Annotated in this window: 16 protein-coding genes; 8 read left to right on the forward strand and 8 right to left on the reverse strand. The window is 38.8% G+C overall.

The features are described 5' to 3' along the window. From FTU29_RS12355 to FTU29_RS12390, 8 genes are all read left to right on the forward strand, one after another. Positions 1-945, forward strand: coding sequence for an ATP-grasp fold amidoligase family protein (locus tag FTU29_RS12355; RefSeq protein ID WP_180122113.1), 945 nt, complete (start codon positions 1-3; stop codon positions 943-945). Next, positions 942-2,048, forward strand: coding sequence for a glycosyltransferase (locus tag FTU29_RS12360; protein WP_180122114.1), 1,107 nt, complete (start codon positions 942-944; stop codon positions 2,046-2,048). Before FTU29_RS12355 ends, FTU29_RS12360 begins: the two co-directional genes overlap by 4 nt. Next, positions 2,048-3,346 carry an O-antigen polymerase gene (locus tag FTU29_RS12365; RefSeq protein WP_180122115.1) on the forward strand — a complete coding sequence of 433 codons (1,299 nt, stop codon included), beginning with the start codon at positions 2,048-2,050 and terminating at the stop codon, positions 3,344-3,346. The genes FTU29_RS12360 and FTU29_RS12365 overlap by 1 nt, the downstream gene beginning before the upstream one ends. Then, positions 3,346-4,494 carry a glycosyltransferase family 4 protein gene (locus FTU29_RS12370; RefSeq protein WP_180122116.1) on the forward strand — a complete coding sequence of 383 codons (1,149 nt, stop codon included), beginning with the start codon at positions 3,346-3,348 and terminating at the stop codon, positions 4,492-4,494. The genes FTU29_RS12365 and FTU29_RS12370 overlap by 1 nt, the downstream gene beginning before the upstream one ends. After that, positions 4,495-5,103: a sugar transferase gene (locus tag FTU29_RS12375; RefSeq protein ID WP_180122117.1), complete on the forward strand. Its 609-nt coding sequence runs from the start codon at positions 4,495-4,497 to the stop codon at positions 5,101-5,103. It abuts the gene before it with no gap. Further along, positions 5,096-5,752: a NeuD/PglB/VioB family sugar acetyltransferase gene (locus tag FTU29_RS12380; protein ID WP_180122118.1), complete on the forward strand. Its 657-nt coding sequence runs from the start codon at positions 5,096-5,098 to the stop codon at positions 5,750-5,752. Before FTU29_RS12375 ends, FTU29_RS12380 begins: the two co-directional genes overlap by 8 nt. Before the next feature lie 32 nt (positions 5,753-5,784). After that, positions 5,785-6,954 carry a DegT/DnrJ/EryC1/StrS aminotransferase family protein gene (locus FTU29_RS12385; RefSeq protein WP_180122119.1) on the forward strand — a complete coding sequence of 390 codons (1,170 nt, stop codon included), beginning with the start codon at positions 5,785-5,787 and terminating at the stop codon, positions 6,952-6,954. Between the two features lie 127 nt (positions 6,955-7,081). Beyond that, positions 7,082-8,956, forward strand: a complete 1,875-nt coding sequence (locus tag FTU29_RS12390; RefSeq protein WP_180122121.1) for a nucleoside-diphosphate sugar epimerase/dehydratase — start codon at positions 7,082-7,084, stop codon at positions 8,954-8,956. A 69-nt stretch (positions 8,957-9,025) separates the two neighbouring features. Here the strand turns inward: FTU29_RS12390 and glmS are convergent, their stop codons facing one another. The 8 genes from glmS to FTU29_RS12430 all read right to left on the reverse strand — a co-directional run bounded on the left by glmS (position 9,026) and on the right by FTU29_RS12430 (position 16,644). Beyond that, on the reverse strand, positions 9,026-10,864 hold the full coding sequence (glmS, locus tag FTU29_RS12395) for a glutamine--fructose-6-phosphate transaminase (isomerizing) (protein WP_180122123.1): 1,839 nt from the start codon (positions 10,862-10,864) through the stop codon (positions 9,026-9,028). Between the two features lie 12 nt (positions 10,865-10,876). After that, positions 10,877-12,241, reverse strand: a complete 1,365-nt coding sequence (glmU, locus tag FTU29_RS12400; protein WP_180122125.1) for a bifunctional UDP-N-acetylglucosamine diphosphorylase/glucosamine-1-phosphate N-acetyltransferase GlmU — start codon at positions 12,239-12,241, stop codon at positions 10,877-10,879. Between the two features lie 21 nt (positions 12,242-12,262). Beyond that, positions 12,263-12,739: a phosphatidylglycerophosphatase A gene (locus tag FTU29_RS12405; RefSeq protein ID WP_078194116.1), complete on the reverse strand. Its 477-nt coding sequence runs from the start codon at positions 12,737-12,739 to the stop codon at positions 12,263-12,265. 22 nt (positions 12,740-12,761) lie between these two features. Then, positions 12,762-13,679, reverse strand: coding sequence for a thiamine-phosphate kinase (gene thiL / locus FTU29_RS12410; RefSeq protein WP_180122127.1), 918 nt, complete (start codon positions 13,677-13,679; stop codon positions 12,762-12,764). 20 nt (positions 13,680-13,699) lie between these two features. Continuing rightward, positions 13,700-14,149 carry a transcription antitermination factor NusB gene (nusB, locus tag FTU29_RS12415; protein WP_180024787.1) on the reverse strand — a complete coding sequence of 150 codons (450 nt, stop codon included), beginning with the start codon at positions 14,147-14,149 and terminating at the stop codon, positions 13,700-13,702. 4 nt (positions 14,150-14,153) lie between these two features. After that, positions 14,154-14,624, reverse strand: coding sequence for a 6,7-dimethyl-8-ribityllumazine synthase (ribE, locus tag FTU29_RS12420; protein WP_111885509.1), 471 nt, complete (start codon positions 14,622-14,624; stop codon positions 14,154-14,156). A gap of 11 nt (positions 14,625-14,635) precedes the next feature. Beyond that, positions 14,636-15,757, reverse strand: coding sequence for a bifunctional 3,4-dihydroxy-2-butanone-4-phosphate synthase/GTP cyclohydrolase II (gene ribBA, locus FTU29_RS12425; protein WP_078191533.1), 1,122 nt, complete (start codon positions 15,755-15,757; stop codon positions 14,636-14,638). Positions 15,758-16,071: 314 nt separating this feature from the next. Continuing rightward, positions 16,072-16,644 (reverse strand): TetR/AcrR family transcriptional regulator, encoded by a 573-nt coding sequence (locus FTU29_RS12430; RefSeq protein ID WP_180122129.1) that lies wholly within the window; start codon positions 16,642-16,644, stop codon positions 16,072-16,074. Positions 16,645-16,654 lie beyond the last annotated feature (10 nt).

Here is a 16,654-nt window from a genome sequence, read left to right on the forward strand (position 1 = left end):
ATGTATTTCACCATTAAAAAGTATATTAGAACTTTATCTAATAAAAGTGATTTTTTTAAAAGTATTTATATCTTTTTCAATTCATTGAAAATAAAGTTAACTTACAATATAAGTGATGAATTTTTTGCTAAAGTTAAATATAAAGAAAATACTGGAAAAAAATTAAATTTAGATAATCCAAAGTACTTTAATGAAAAGCTATGGTGGCTAAAAATTAATAATAGAAATACATTAATGACTCAATGTAGTGATAAAGTGGAAGTTAGAGAGTATTTATCTTCTATAAAATTAGACAATTTGCTGACAGATATCTATGGAGTTTATGGGAAAGCAGAAGATATTCCTTTTGAAAATCTGAAAGGTAAGTTTTTTATAAAGTGTAATCATGTTTCTGGTATTAATGCTATATTTGACAGTAATAATACTCAAAATTTTAATAGAGAAAAATTTAATAAAAAGTTTAATTCTGCTTTACATATGAACTATTATTTTCAATCTAGAGAATGGAATTATAAAAATATTAAGCCTAAAATATTAGTTGAAAATTTTTTAGAAACAGAAGAGCCATTATTAGATTTTAGATTTTTTTGTTTCCATGGCAAAGTCAAAATGATTTTTGTGGATATAGATACAGCATCTGAAGATGGCAGTCATAATCCGCATGCTAAAAGAAATATTTATGACACAAACTTCAATCTTATGAACTTTACCGTTGGCAGAGAAAACTTCGATACGAATCTTGTTCAAAAGCCTGATAATTTAGATTTAATGATTGAATATGCAGAAAAAATCTCAAATCCCTTTATTTTTTGCCGTGTAGATCTTTATAATTTAAATGGTCAAATAAAATTCGGTGAAATTACTTTTTACCCAGGTGGCGCAACTCAACAATTTAGCAGCGAAGAAGCTGATCTTGAAGTATCTAGTTGGTTGAAGATTCAATGAAAAAAATTGTACATATCATAATTGGTTTGAATGTGGGGGGCGCTGAATTAATGCTGAAGCGTTTAGTTTTGCATAGCCAAAAAAAAGGAAATTTTCACCATGAGGTTATTTCATTAACAGAACTGGGTGTTATTGGTGCTGATTTACAGGCACAGGGTATTCCTGTACATGTGCTGGGCATGAGTTCAGCTTTTTCACTGCTTCAAACCTATTTTAAGTTAAGCCGGTTATTAAAAAAACTGACACCAGATGTTGTGCAAACCTGGATGTATCATGCAGATTTTTTAGGAGGATTGGCTGCCAAAAGACAAGGCATAAAAAAAATTATCTGGGGTATACGTACGACTGATGTAACGCAAGGCGGTTCTCGGTTAACTGTCGGTTTACGTAGAATTTGTGCGAAATTATCCTATTCGGTTCCAACTCATATTGTATGTGCGGCACATGTATCAAAAGATGTTCACATTAAAGTGGGTTATGATGCCAGTAAAATGTATGTAATTCCAAATGGATTTGAGCTGGACAAACTAGTTGCGACAGAAGAAGACCGAAATAGAATTCGTCAGGAAGTGAATATTCCAGAAGATGCTATAGTAGTAGGGTCAGTTGGTCGTTTTAATATTGTAAAAAATCAAAAATTTTTTGTAGAAGTTGCAAGAGAATTAGTTAAAACTAATCCTGAGTTAATATTTATGCTTGTTGGTCGTGATAACACGGTTGATAATCATGAATTAATGGGGTGGCTTCGAGAATATAATTTAATTGATAGTTTTAGGTTGCTCGGGCAGCGTGAAGATATTCCGTATTGTTTGAAAGCGATGGACATTTTTTGTTTACATTCTAAGACTGAAGGATTTCCTAATGTTTTAGGTGAAGCGATGGCATTGGGGTTGACTGCTATCGTGAGAGATGTTGGTGATAGTAAATATCTTATACAAAAAAAATTATTTATTCAAAATGAAGTTGATGGATTTTGTAGAGCTATTATCACTCTATTGAATGATAGAGTTTTGTTAGTTGAAGAAGGTAGAAGAAACATAGATATAGTTAGAAAATTTTCGATGGATGAGTATATTAATAGAATAAATAGGATTTATACTTAATGTTTATTTTGATTAGTATTTTTATTTTTATATTTTTAGTTGCCTGGTCTATTAAGGAGTATAAAAAATATGGAATAAGTTTAACATTTATGACTATTATATGGTCTATAGTCATATATGTATTAGCTCCTTTAGCATTGGTTACTTCATATTATGAGGTGGCAAGCCCTAGGTTTTTAAGAAATTATTATGATATTGAATCTATATTTCCATTATTTGTTATTATTATTTTTTTTATATCAATGTTTTTTGGTTTAAATCTTTTTGATAAAGTGGACTTTAAATTTAAATTAGAAGCTAATGAAAATTTGATTAGAAGGACTACTTTGTTTTTGTTCATAATTGGTTTTATTTCTTTGTCATTTTTTATATACACTTATGGTGGTTTAGATTATGTATTATCTAATATGTCCCAAATAAGAAGTGGAACAGATGATAATAAAAACTATTTGGCAGCTTTTGTAAGTAGCTTTTCTAAGTATATAAATTTATCTTTTTTTATTATGCTATCTTTCTGGATGATTAATAGGAAAATATCTAGTTTTGATTATTTATTATTATTTATTTTTACTTTATTAACTTTATTTTCAATCTATTTAAGTGCAGGACGTGAGGCAGGAATAACATTTTTAATCTCTATTTTAGTAATATACTTAGCTGTTTATAAAAAAATTCCTATATTAACTGTTTCTATTTTTTCTATTTTTTCTTTTTTGTATATTTTGTTTGGAAAGACTTTTTTATTCGCATTAAATAATGAGAACTTTGATAAAGATGATTTTATTGATAATAATTTTTTATTAACCATCAGTAATTCATACAATATTATTGTTTCTGAATTTAGTCATCAATATTTATCTTTAGTTAATTTTATGCAATATGATTATAGCTTTAGGTTTTTTGGTGATTATGCTTATTGGATTTTTAAACCATTTAAGCTTCTAGGTTTTGATATTCCTGATTCTATATCTTATTATAATACATTTATTGTTCATGGGGTTTGGGATAGTGAGATTCCTCCAGGTGGGATAGCTTTTGGTTACATACAATTTGGTATTCTGGGCGTTATTATTCATGGTTTTATTTTGGGTTGTTTTTTTAAGTTTTTTGACGTTATTTTTGATCCAAAAAATCAAAATAATCCTATATTATTAGGTTTTTATGCAGTTTTAGTAACTTCATTTACCTATATGTTGTCTAATTCTGATCCTGCTTTATTCTTACAAAATAGAATACCTAATATTCTATTTTTATTAGCCTTGCTATTCGTTTTTAACACAAAACTGGTAAGAAAGTAATGAAAGAAACCTTTTTAATAGTATCTAGCTTTCTCCCTTCAGTCTTAAACTTTCGTGGAAAGTTACTTGAAGCGATTCATCAGCAAGGTTATGAAATCCATATTATTGCACCTGATTTGCCTTCGTTCCCTACTGAACATGAAAAACTCCTAGATTTAGGTTATTACGTACATGAAGTTTCCATGCAACGCACAGGCACTAATCCTGTAGCAGACTTAAAAACTTTAGGAAGCATGTATACGCTCATAAAAAAAATCAAACCTGATTATGTTCTGTCTTATACGATCAAGCCAGTGATTTATGGAACACTGGCCGCTTGGCTCGCAAAAGTACCGAATCGGTATGCCTTAATTACAGGTTTAGGCTATGCATTTCAAAATGTAGAAACTCAGACTAAGCGTAGTATTTTCCAGAAACTGGTTCATGGTTTATACCAGCAGGCATTGTCGCGCAGTCATAAGGCATTTTTCCAAAATCCGGATGACTTAAAACTTTTTCAGGATTTAAAGCTTTTAACCGTTCAAACGCCTACAGTAGTAGTGAACGGTTCTGGGGTTAATGTTGCCGACTTTAATGTATTGCCTTTGCCTCTAACTGCTGATCAAAAAATTAAAATATCATTCTTGCTGATTGCACGTTTACTCGGAGATAAAGGTGTCCGTGAATATGCCGAAGCAGCAAAAATTATCAAATATAAGTATCCGCATGTGGAATTTAATCTGGTGGGCTGGATTGATGAAAATCCTTCGGCCATTCGCCAGCAAGAATTGGATCAATGGGTGGTCAGTAATACATTAAACTACTGGGGGAAACTATCCGATGTTCGTCCTGCAATTGCAGAAAGCTCGGTGTATGTGTTGCCATCGTATCGCGAGGGCACACCCCGTACAGTTTTAGAGGCTATGGCAATGGGCCGAGCAATTATTACCACGGATGCACCAGGTTGTCGTGAAACTGTTACCGATGGCGATAACGGCTTTCTGGTTGAAGTAAAATCCGTGGAAAGTTTAGTAAAAGCAATGGAGAAACTGATTGGTCAGCCAGAGCTTATCGCTAAAATGGGAAGTCGCTCCCGAGAAATCGCACTTCATAAATATGATGTACATCAGGTAAATGCACATATGATGCAAGAAATGGGTCTGATCTAAATGCTAAAACGCCTTCTCGATATTATTATTGCCTCCATCGCCCTTATCCTACTTTCACCACTTTATGCTTTTGTTGCCTATAAAGTGAAAAAAAATCTTGGTTCTCCCGTACTATTTCGCCAAGTACGCCCAGGCTTACATGGTAAACCGTTTGAAATGATTAAGTTTCGTACCATGAAAGATGCTGTAGATGCCAATGGCAACCCCTTGCCAGATAGTGAGCGTTTAACCCCATTTGGCAAAATGCTGCGTGCAACAAGTTTGGACGAAATGCCAGAGCTTTGGAATGTCATAAAAGGTGATATGAGCGTAGTTGGGCCACGTCCATTACTTATGGAATATTTACCTTTATATAATACAGAACAAGCCAAACGTCATAATGTACGCCCCGGTATGACAGGTCATGCTCAGGTCAATGGTCGTAATGCCATTAGCTGGGAAGAAAAATTTAAACTTGATACATGGTATGTTGAAAATCGTTCTACATGGCTTGATTTTAAAATTATGTTTAAAACCGTACATAAAGTCATTGCTAAAGATGATATTAGTGCCGAAGGTGAGGCAACTATGACCAAGTTTACAGGGACACCGGATTCCAAACATGACTAAGCTATACGCCATTTATGGAGCTTCAGGTTGTGGGCGTAGCCTTATACCAGTTGCGCGGCAACAATTGCTGCGTGAAAACAATAATGCTGAAATTGTATTTATTGATGATGCATTAACAGAAATCACTTTGGTCAATGGTCATCGTGCAATGAACTATCAACAATTTCTAAGCCAACCCGCTGCCCATAAGTACGTACAAATTGCGATTGCTAATAGTGCTATTCGTGAAAAAATTGCCAATAAACTCGCTCAAGATAATGTTTTTCTGTGGTCAATCTCAGCGGATAACGTGATCTTTATGGATAATATAGATATTGCTGAAGGGGCGGCATTAAGTCCATTTGTGACAGTGACTTCAAATATTCAAATTGGTAAATGTTTTCACGCAAATTTATATAGCTATGTTGAACACGATTGCATCATTGGTGATTACGTAACATTTGCACCTGGTGTAAAATGTAATGGCAATATTCACATTGAAGATCATGCCTATATTGGTACTGGTGCGGTGATCAAACAAGGTACCCCAGACAAACCATTAGTGATTGGTAAAGGTGCTGTGGTTGGTATGGGGGCAGTCGTGACTAAAAGTGTTCCCGCAGGTGTTACTGTTGTAGGTAATCCAGCCCGAATTTTAGAGAAGAAATAAAGATTTTTAAAAAATCAATTTAGGAAAGAGATATGTTAAACACTGCATTTGAACCGTGGCCAAGCTTTACGCAAGAAGAGGCAGATGCTGTATCAAAAGTATTACTGTCAAATAAAGTAAACTATTGGACGGGTCAAGAATGCCGTGAATTTGAAAAAGAATTTGCCGCTTTTGCAGAAACTCAATATGCCGTAGCTTTGGCAAACGGTACGGTTGCGCTTGATGTTGCATTAAAAGCCTTGGGCATTGGAGCAGGGGATGACGTGATTGTGACTTCACGTACGTTCTTAGCATCTGCAAGCTCTATTGTGACCGCTGGTGCAAACCCTATATTTGCAGATGTAGAGTTAGATTCGCAAAATATATCTGCGCGTACAATCGAAGCTGTTTTAACACCAAATACTAAAGCAATTATCTGTGTACATTTGGCGGGTTGGATGTGTGATATGGATCCAATCATGCAGCTAGCACAAGATAAAGGCATTTATGTTATTGAAGACTGTGCTCAAGCGCATGGTGCAAAATATAAAGGGAAATCAGCGGGTTCTATTGGTCATATTGGTGCATGGTCTTTCTGTCAGGATAAGATCATGACCACTGGCGGTGAAGGCGGCATGGTTACCACTAATGACGAAGCCTTATGGAAAAAAATGTGGTCATACAAAGACCATGGTAAAAACTTTGACAGCATTTATAACAAACAGCACCCGCCAGGTTTCCGCTGGTTACATGATTCGTTTGGCACCAACTGGCGCATGATGGAAATGCAAGCAGTCATTGGGCGTATTCAGTTGAAAAAAATGGCTGAATGGACCAAGGTCCGTAATGAAAACATGCAGAAAATCTATGCAGCCTTTGCTGAAACACCATATATAACTGTCTCACAGCCAAGTGAGGAATATGTACATGCAGCATATAAATGTTATGTTCAAGTGAATCCAGAGCATTTACCTGAAGGTTGGTCACGTGATCGCATTATGAATGAAATCACGGCACAAGGTGTTCCATGCTTTAGTGGTTCATGCTCTGAGGTTTATTTAGAACATGCTTTTGATGGAACGCCTTGGCGCCCTGAACAGCGTTTACCAAATGCACAAAAACTTGGAGAAACTAGTCTGATGTTTATTGTGCATCCAACCTTAAGTGAAAGTAGTTTAAGTACAACAATTCACGCAATTCAAAGTGTACTTTCAAAAATTTAATTCATTTTCTGTGTGGCGAGTCTCAGTAATTGAACTCGCTTACATTTTTACATTTGTTTAAAAATGCTAGATCGACTAAAAACATTTTTAGTTCAATTATATAAATAGCATAGAGAAGACTAATCCTGTGAAATCAGTCATTATGCCCTTGGTGAATTCTCCTCGATACGCCAAACAATTATTTTTAGTAATTTTAGATTTTTTAGCGTTTCCAGTTCTCATCTGGTTTTGTTATGCGTTACGTGAATTTAATTTAGGTGCTGAAGTTGTTCCTAATATCGCATACGGCTCACTTTGGGTAAGTACTCTTGCTGTAGCTATGTCACTCATTTGTGGACTTTATCATTTTATTGTTCGTACATTTAACGAAGTTTTTTTTACGCGTTTAGCAATTGCTACAGGATTAACAATCTTAGGTTTATATGCTTTAGCGTATTGTAGTCATGCATTTATACCCACTTCAATTCCGTTGATGTTTGGTTTTTTAATGTTTGCTTGGGTGTGGTTTAGTCGTAGCGCAATTCGTTTTATCGTGAGAGCGAGTTTACAAACGAATATGCCCAAAAGAAAAATTGTGATTTATGGTGCAGGTTACGCAGGTCAACAAATTGCGGCGATGCTAAATCGTTCTGATGAGCATTTTCCATTATTTTTTATCGATGATGATGAGTCACTTACAGGGCAAATTATTGGTGGATTAAAAGTTTATAATGCTGATCAAGGACTTAAACATCTTAATAATGAAAAAATAGATGAGATATTAATTGCGCTTCCTTCAGTTGGACGTACACGTAAAAGTGAAATAGTACAGTTCTTAGAACCTGCTCATATCAAAATTACTGAAATTCCAGGCTTAACTAAGCTTGTAGATGGTGATATCCAAATTTCAGATATTCGTGAAATTGATATTATTGATTTATTGGGTCGTGACCCTGTACCTCCAGTTCCTGAATTACTGGCGAAAAATATCCAGAATAAAGTCGTGATGGTAACAGGAGCAGGAGGCTCAATTGGGTCGGAGTTGTGTCGGCAAATTATTAAAAACCACCCGCAAAAATTAGTAATATTTGAACTCACTGAGTTTGCACTATATAGCATTGATAAAGAGCTACGTCTGAATTGTAATATTGAAATTATTCCAATTTTAGGAACAGTATTAGATGAAGCTAAACTTGAGCGAGTCATTGAACAATACCACGTGCAAACCGTTTATCATGCAGCAGCTTATAAACATGTCCCCTTAGTTGAATGTAATCCTTTAGCAGGATTAAAAAATAACTCTGTGGGTACAGCTTTTAGTGTAAATGCAGCTGTTAAAAAAGGCGTGGAAACCTTTGTATTGATTTCAACTGATAAAGCAGTCCGCCCAACCAATGTGATGGGTGCTTCGAAGCGAATGGCAGAGCTATATTGCCAAGCAATGGCTGAGGCGCAAAATCAAACACAAATTAGTATTGTGCGTTTTGGTAATGTTCTAGGTTCTTCAGGTTCGGTCGTACCTTTATTTAAACAGCAAATTGCCAAAGGTGGCCCGATTACCGTTACACATCCTGATGTCACTCGTTACTTCATGACAATACCCGAAGCATCACAATTGGTTATTCAGGCTGGAGCTCTCGGCACAGGTGGTGATGTATTTTTGTTAGATATGGGAGATCCTGTTCGAATTCAGGATTTAGCACGTCAAATGATCGCTTTAAGCGGTTTAAAAGTTCGTGAAGACGGAACGGATATCGGTGATATAGCAATTCATTATTCTGGATTACGGCCTGGTGAGAAATTGTATGAAGAGTTATTGATTGATCAGGAAGATACTCAAGTGACGGATCATAGTCGTATTCTTCGCTCATTTGAAAAGCATTATCCGCTTGAGGAATTACTGCCTATTTTTGAGCGAATTTATAACTTAACTGCAATTGAAGCCGATGTTAATTGGGCATTGGAGCAATTGGAGTTCTATGTTGATGGTTATATCCGTGGCAAAGAAATAAAAGTGAACTAATATCATTATTCTTTGAAAAATAAAACTGAATAAAAAGGGCGCTTAAGCGCCCTTTTTAATACCCTTAAATTATTCCACCGTCACAGACTTCGCCAAGTTACGTGGCTGATCGACATCTGTTCCACGCAGCACTGCAACATGGTATGAGAGCAATTGTACTGGAATGCTATACACAATTGGTGCCAAGATTTCATTCACACTTGGCACATAAACCACGTGTTGACGATCTTTCGCTTTGATCCCGCTATTTTCATCTGCAAAGACAAATAACTCACCACCACGAGCTTGAACTTCTTCCATATTCGATTTGAGTTTGTCCAACATGTCATCTTGTGGAGCTAGAATCACCACAGGCATGTCGTTATCCACTAAAGCCAATGGACCATGTTTTAATTCACCAGCCGCGTAGCCTTCTGCATGGATGTATGAAATCTCTTTAAGTTTTAAAGCACCTTCAAGGGCGATAGGGAACTCAGTTCCACGACCCAAGAATAGGCAGTGATTTTTTTCAACAAATAATTCTGATAGACGTAGAATCTCAGCATTATTTTGTAAAGTATCTAAAATCACTTTCGGTGTATGCCAAAGCGCTGCAATAATTTCAGAGACACGGTCATTTGAAATGCTTTGCTTAATTTGACCAATTTTCAATACCAATAGCATCAATGCCGCAAGCTGTGTGGTAAAGGCTTTAGTCGACGCAACACCAATTTCAGGGCCTGCGAGTGTTAACAAACTGTAGTTGGTTTCACGTACCATCGACGAGGTTGCCACGTTGCAAATGGTCATGGTGGTGATATTCAAGCTTTTCGCTGCTGCACGTTTTTGCGTATCACGCAGTGCAGCTAAAGTATCGGCTGTTTCACCTGATTGAGAAATACAAACATACAGTGTGTTATTCACAATCACAGGCGAGCGATAACGGAATTCACTGGCAATTTCGACTTGGCAAGGCACGTCAATGAGTTGCTCAAACCAATATTTGGCAATCATGCCGGCATGGTAGCTGGTACCACAAGCGATGATTTGCACTTGTTGAATTTGGCTGAAATCTTGAGCTGCATTGGTAAGGAAATCATCACGAAGCGCATTACCATTTAAGGCTTGTGAAATCGTTTGCTTAATCGCTTCAGGCTGCTCATAAATTTCTTTGAGCATATAGTGTTTATATTCACCTTTTGAAGCATTGCTGACAGTCGCATCAAGCTCTTTGATTGGACGATTCACCAATTTACCATCGACGAATACTTCAATAGTATTACGAGTTAAACGTGCAATATCACCTTCTTCAAGGTAGATAAAACGGTTGGTAATTGGTAAAAGTGCCAATTGATCCGAGCTAATAAAGTTCTCGCCAATACCGACACCAATCACGAGAGGTGAACCTTCACGCACCGTGATTAATTCATCAGGATGGTCGGTATGTACGATACCCAGTGCATAAGCACCTTTGAGTTGAGGCACCACACTTTTAACCGCTTCTAAAAGACTCGGGGTGCTTTTTAAAGCGTCATTGACTAAATGTGCAACAACTTCTGTATCTGTTTGTGAGGTAAAAACATAACCAAGCGCTTCAAGATCATCTTTAAGCTCTTGATAGTTTTCAATAATACCATTATGAACAACAGCCACATTGCCTGAAATATGCGGATGGGCATTATTTTCAGTTGGTTTACCATGGGTTGCCCAGCGTGTATGTGCAATACCGACCGAACCTGCGATATCTGCTTCTTCAACGGCTTGTTCAAGATTTGCAACTTTACCTACGCGACGTTCACGTAGAACATGGCCTTTATTAATCAGCGCTAAACCCGCAGAGTCATAGCCACGATATTCAAGACGCTTTAAGCCTTCAATTAAAATATTGGTAATACTACGTTCTGCAACGCCACCGACAATACCGCACATAATTTAATCCTCTTATTTCTTCAATTTTTGGGGACGTTGATAGTTTTCTTTGGCAAATTGCTTCGAACGTTCTACCGCAAGGCTATTGTCTGCCACGTCACGTGTAATGGTTGAGCCAGCACCCACTGTTGCACCATGACCAATAGTGACAGGAGCGACTAATGAGCTATTTGAGCCGATGAAGGCTGAGTCACCGATAATGGTTTTAAATTTGTTGACGCCATCATAGTTGCAGGTAATGGTGCCTGCACCAATGTTTGAACCAGCACCGACATCTGCATCACCTAAATAGGTAAAGTGGTTGGCTTTTGAGCCGACACCAATGCTTGAATTTTTAACTTCAACAAAGTTTCCAATATGCACTTCATTGGCTAATTTTGCGCCTGGGCGTAAACGTGCAAATGGACCGATTTGAGCTTCTTCACCAACAATGGCGCTGTCAAAAACGCTATATGGTTGAACTTTAGTGCCTGCCGCAATCTTGGTGTTTTTAATGATACAACCTGCACCAATTTCTACGTTGTCACCGAGTTCAACAACACCTTCAATAATCACGTTGATATCGATACGGACATCTTGACCAACAGTCAATGTACCACGTAAGTCGAAACGTGCAGGATCAATCAGGTGAACGCCTTGTTGCATAAGTTGTTTAGCTTGGAATGCTTGAAATTCACGTTCAAGTGCAGCTAACTGTACACGGTCATTGACACCTTCCACTTCGAAAGCACGTTCTGGCTCAACAGATGCCACTTCGAGACCGTCAGCAATTGCCATAGCAACGATATCGGTCAGGTAATATTCACCTTGCGCATTATTATTGCTTAATTTTGGTAACCATTCGTGCAATTTAGCATTGCTTACTGCATAAATACCGGTATTAAATTCTTTGATTTTACGTTGTTCTTCAGAGGCATCTTTGTGTTCAACAATGGCTTGAATTTTGCCATTTTCACGTACAACACGACCATAACCTGTCGCATCATTAACCGTTAGGGTTACTAAGCCAATACCTGTTTGAGCAGATGCATCTAATAGTTTTTGTAATGTTGATTCAGTGATGCAAGGCACATCACCCGAGAGAATCAAAGAAATCCCAGTTTTTGCGAGAACAGGCAGAGTCACTTTGACTGCATGGCCTGTACCTAATTGTTCTGCTTGTTCAACCCATTTCACATTTTCATGGGCAAACGCGTTTTGAACCAATTCACCGCCATGCCCATAGATGGTAATTATTTCTGCTGCTTGTAGTTTTTTTGCAGTGTTGATGACATGGCCGAGTAAAGGTTGTCCTGCGAGTGGTTGTAATACTTTGGGTAAACGAGAACGCATACGTGTCCCTTTACCTGCAGCAAGAATAATAACGCTAGTAGACATATTTAATCCTAGGTGTTTCTATTACATAGACAAAATATAAAAATAAATACAGATGCAAAGCGCGGCCCAAAGGCCCGCAATAATGTCGTCGAACATGATGCCAAAGCCACCACCGACTTGACGGTCAATGACACGAATAGGCCACGGTTTCCAGACATCAAATAAACGGAATAAAGCAAAACCAATCAATGCCCAAGTCCAGCTCATTTGCCCAAGATATAAAATCGGGAGGAAGGTAATGGACTGACCTGCAAACTCGTCCCATACGATGCGGCCATCATCATGAACACCCATGACTTTGGCGGTTTGACCGCAAATATAGATCCCAATAATCGACATGATGATCATGACTATAATGGAGTTGAAAAAGCCGATTGCAAGCCAACCTGGAATAAACAACAAAGCAAAAGCAGAGCCAAAGGTGCCCGGTGCTTTGGGTGCAAGACCCGAGCCAAATCCCACGCCACAAAAGGCGATGACTCGGTTAAACCAAGACATGGATTTAAAGTTAATGGCTGGCTTATGCAAAATGCTGGTATCCCTTAAATTTTATGACTTGGTCCACACCGTGGTTGTTATAACGGATTCCCAAATTTGGGGTGATTTGACCGATTTTACTAATGTTTACATCTAATTTTAGTTGCAGAAGTTTTTGATAATTCTGCGGGCTTATTGTAAAGCATAACTCATAGTCATCACCACCCGCGAGTGCGTACTGCCATTGGGATTCTTGTTGTAATTGTTTTACATGGTCGTCGATAGGAAGTTGATCTAACTCGATTTCTGCACCCACTTTAGAGGCATGCAAAATATGTCCTAAGTCCTGAGCCAAGCCGTCAGAGACATCGATCATGCTATGAGCTAAGCCTTTGAGCTGTTGACCAAGTTGGCAACGTGGTGTTGGATAATCTAAACGCTTTTGCAGTGGGTGTCCTAAATGCTGTAATCCATACGCAGCATCGCCAACTTGACCGCTGACACAAATGAAATCACCAACTTGAGCGCCTGAGCGGGTTACTGCTTTGCCTATATCGACCCAGCCTAATGCTGTGACTGAAATCGTCAGATGTGGACTTTGAGTGGTATCCCCACCGATTAAACTCACACCAAATTGATCGCAACAATCATATAAACCCTGACTAAAGCCTTTGAGCCATTCATGATCAATTTGGGGTAGGCTTAATGCCAGTAAAATACTATGCGGTTTGGCACCCATTGCAGCAATGTCAGATAAATTGACGGCAACAGATTTCCAGCCAATAGCATGTGGGTTGGTGTCGAGAGGGAAGTGACGTCCAGCAACGAGAGTATCGGCACAGATGACCAATTGTTGCTGTGGAGGAGGGGTGAGCAAGGCTGAGTCATCACCGACCCCTAAATCGACAGCACTACTGCTGTGACGATTAAAATAGGTATCAATGATAGAGAACTCAGCCATACAACGTACTACTTAATAAATTAATTAGCTTGTTGCTTTTCTGCTGCACGCAATGTAGTCGCTAAACGATCCAATACACCATTGATGTACTTATGGCTGTCTGCACCGCCAAAATGTTTAGCTAACTCGATCGCTTCATCGAGTACGACACGGTAAGGAATCTCAAGGTGTTCTTTGAGTTCATACGAGCCTAAACGAAGGGTTGCAAGTTCAACGCCATCTAAGGCTTCAACTTCGCGATCGAGTACAGGGATTAAAAGCGCATCCAATGCTTCATGATTGGCAACAACCTCGGTCAATAACTCGTGGTAATAGCCGAGATCTACCTTGTGCATGGCATTTTCCACACGCGTACGTGCTTCAATCTCATGCACAGGATTGCGGCTCATTTGCCATTCATAAATTCCTTGTACAGCAAAGCGACGTGCTTTACGTTTTGCTGCATAAGTTGCTTGAAGTGTTTGCGACATAGCGTTAAATAGCCTTTAACAAGTTAACCATTTCAATAGCAGTCAAGGCAGCTTCACTACCTTTATTACCTGCTTTTGTACCCGAGCGTTCAATCGCTTGTTCAATACTATCCGTAGTCAATACACCATTAATTACTGGTAAGCCAGTGTCTAGACCAACAACGCCTAAACCTTTGGCACATTCGCCAGCAACAAAATCGAAGTGAGGCGTGCTACCACGAATCACTGCGCCAAGCGCGATGATGGCATCGAAACGATCTGAAGCTGCAAGTTTCTTTGCAACCACTGGAAGTTCCCAAGCACCCGGTGCATGAACAATAGTGATATTATCCTCTGATACGCCATGACGTTTCAATGTATCAACGGCACCTTCTAGCAAATGTTCAACAACAAAGCTATTAAAACGACCAACTAAAATCGCATAACGGTCTTCGTTCGCGAGATGTAACATACCTTCAATACGGCGAACTGCCATAGCAACCTCGATTATTTCTCTGATGTTTGATTTGCGGTGATGTATTCCACCACTTCTAAGTTAAAACCTGATAATGCATTAAAGCGTAATGGCGAGCTAAGAAGCTTCATTTTTTCCACGCCTAAATCACGTAAAATTTGTGCGCCGACACCAATGGTTTGATACTGCTGTGACAGTGCTGCATTGGATTTAACATTTTTCGGTGCAGTTAAATTTTCTAAAGCAGGGCCTAAGTCCTGTAAATGACGCTGACCAATCCACACTAAAACACCACGATCGCTGGATGCGATTTCTTTGAGTGCTTTATCGAGATTCCACGCCGGAGCGCCATCTTGTTTATTCAGTTTTAATAAGTCACGAACTGGGCTGAAACCATGCACACGAACTGTGGTTACCCCTTGTTTCGGTTCGCCTTTAACCAGTGCTAAATGAATATCTGGATTACCAATTTCACGATAACGGAACAATTCAAATGTACCGTATTCTGTATCTAAGGTTTGTTGATCAATGCGCTCAACAGTTTGTTCATTGGTCATTCGGTAGTGAATTAAGTCCGCAATCGTCCCCATTTTTAAGCCATGCTTTTCAGCAAACACTTCAAGGTCTGGGCGACGCGCCATAGTGCCGTCTTCATTGATGATTTCACAAATCACAGATGCGGGTTCTAGGCCGGCTAAACGAGATAAGTCACAGCCTGCTTCAGTATGACCTGCACGGTGTAGTACACCACCTGGCTGCGCCATCAGCGGGAAAATATGGCCTGGCTGCACAATATCAGCGGGTTTTGCATGTGCTGCTACAGCAGTTTGAATGGTGTGCGCACGTTCAGCAGGTGAGATGCCTGTTGAAATGCCATTTGCTGCTTCAATAGACAAGGTAAAGTTGGTACCGTGCTGCGCACCATTGGCATCAACCATGAGTGGTAAATTTAACTGTTGGCAACGCTCTTTGCTGAGCGTTAAGCACACAAGACCACGCGCATGCGTAATCATGAAGTTGATATCTTCAGGGCGTACGTGGGTCGCAGCGATAACAAGGTCGCCTTCATTTTCACGATCTTCATCATCCATCAGGATGACCATTTTTCCTGCACGAATATCAGCTACGAGCTCTTCAACAGTATTGAGCGGCATCAATCTTCACCTTTTTGTTTGTCTCGAATGACATTTACTTGCATTGATTGTTGCATAGTCTAACGTTTTTTTGCGTTCTTTGCCTATGCTTATCATTTTCCTTTAATGGCTCATTGTTATACACAGTCGTCAGAACCTTGAAAAGAGGACTTTATTTGAATTGTGCCATTTATGCCCAATCTTTAAGCGATTGAAAAGCATAAAAATTGGCAACCTTATACGGATATTGGATAATTAAGCCATAGGGAGCTGGCAGTTTATCGGAAGCGTTTAATCGCATAACTACATGAAGGATCACATAAAATAATCGTCACTTATGCAGCTGAGTGTGCAGCTAAATAATCTTGAATGACCATTTTATTGGCCTGCAAAATGCTTTTTTGTAATTCGGGATCATGCATTGCCCGTGCAATTAAAACCGCACCGACCAGTTGGGACATTATGGCCCAAGCTTTTTCCTCACTCGCCAAATGTGCGCTAAATAAAGCATGACCGCGCAGTAATTCCTTTTCATAGGCCTGTTTAATCGTGTCATCTGCACGAGCTACTTCGGTCGCAAGTGTCGGCAAAACACAGCCTTGTTCAGGATGTTCAAGGTGGGAAGGGGTTAAATAACGGTCTAATTCAAAATTAATCCAGTCGGCTGCATTATGATGCGGGTTGCTTTGCCACATATCAAAACTGTGTTGTAACTCATGTTCAATTAAGGCTTTAAGTAGCTCTTGTTTAGACGAAAAATGTGAGTAAAAGGCACCACTGGTGACGCCGGCGGCTTTCATGAATCCATCCACACCTGTTGCGGCAAAGCCGTCTTTTTTCGCAATTTGTCCGCTGATGGTTAAAAGTTCTTGGCGTTTTTGTTGTTTGTATTCGGGTTTATAGCGCATGTGCATGACC

It is taken from the genome of Acinetobacter sp. YH12086 (genome assembly GCF_013419345.1).
In the GTDB taxonomy this organism is placed as follows: Bacteria; Pseudomonadota; Gammaproteobacteria; order Pseudomonadales; family Moraxellaceae; genus Acinetobacter; species Acinetobacter amyesii.

Bases quoted from the DNA above. Each gene is read 5' to 3' on its own strand.
- FTU29_RS12365 (WP_180122115.1), top strand. From the start codon at position 2,048: ATGTTTATTTTGATTAGTATTTTTATTTTTATATTTTTAGTTGCCTGG.
- FTU29_RS12355 (WP_180122113.1), top strand. From the start codon at position 1: ATGTATTTCACCATTAAAAAGTATATTAGAACTTTATCTAATAAAAGT.
- FTU29_RS12375 (WP_180122117.1), top strand. From the start codon at position 4,495: ATGCTAAAACGCCTTCTCGATATTATTATTGCCTCCATCGCCCTTATC.
- ribBA (WP_078191533.1), bottom strand. From the start codon at position 15,757: ATGCCGCTCAATACTGTTGAAGAGCTCGTAGCTGATATTCGTGCAGGA.
- FTU29_RS12405 (WP_078194116.1), bottom strand. From the start codon at position 12,739: ATGTCTTGGTTTAACCGAGTCATCGCCTTTTGTGGCGTGGGATTTGGC.
- FTU29_RS12360 (WP_180122114.1), top strand. From the start codon at position 942: ATGAAAAAAATTGTACATATCATAATTGGTTTGAATGTGGGGGGCGCT.
- FTU29_RS12385 (WP_180122119.1), top strand. From the start codon at position 5,785: ATGTTAAACACTGCATTTGAACCGTGGCCAAGCTTTACGCAAGAAGAG.
- glmS (WP_180122123.1), bottom strand. From the start codon at position 10,864: ATGTGCGGTATTGTCGGTGGCGTTGCAGAACGTAGTATTACCAATATT.
- ribE (WP_111885509.1), bottom strand. From the start codon at position 14,624: ATGGCAGTTCGCCGTATTGAAGGTATGTTACATCTCGCGAACGAAGAC.
- thiL (WP_180122127.1), bottom strand. From the start codon at position 13,679: ATGGCTGAGTTCTCTATCATTGATACCTATTTTAATCGTCACAGCAGT.
- glmU (WP_180122125.1), bottom strand. From the start codon at position 12,241: ATGTCTACTAGCGTTATTATTCTTGCTGCAGGTAAAGGGACACGTATG.
- FTU29_RS12380 (WP_180122118.1), top strand. From the start codon at position 5,096: ATGACTAAGCTATACGCCATTTATGGAGCTTCAGGTTGTGGGCGTAGC.
- nusB (WP_180024787.1), bottom strand. From the start codon at position 14,149: ATGTCGCAAACACTTCAAGCAACTTATGCAGCAAAACGTAAAGCACGT.
- FTU29_RS12430 (WP_180122129.1), bottom strand. From the start codon at position 16,644: ATGCGCTATAAACCCGAATACAAACAACAAAAACGCCAAGAACTTTTA.
- FTU29_RS12370 (WP_180122116.1), top strand. From the start codon at position 3,346: ATGAAAGAAACCTTTTTAATAGTATCTAGCTTTCTCCCTTCAGTCTTA.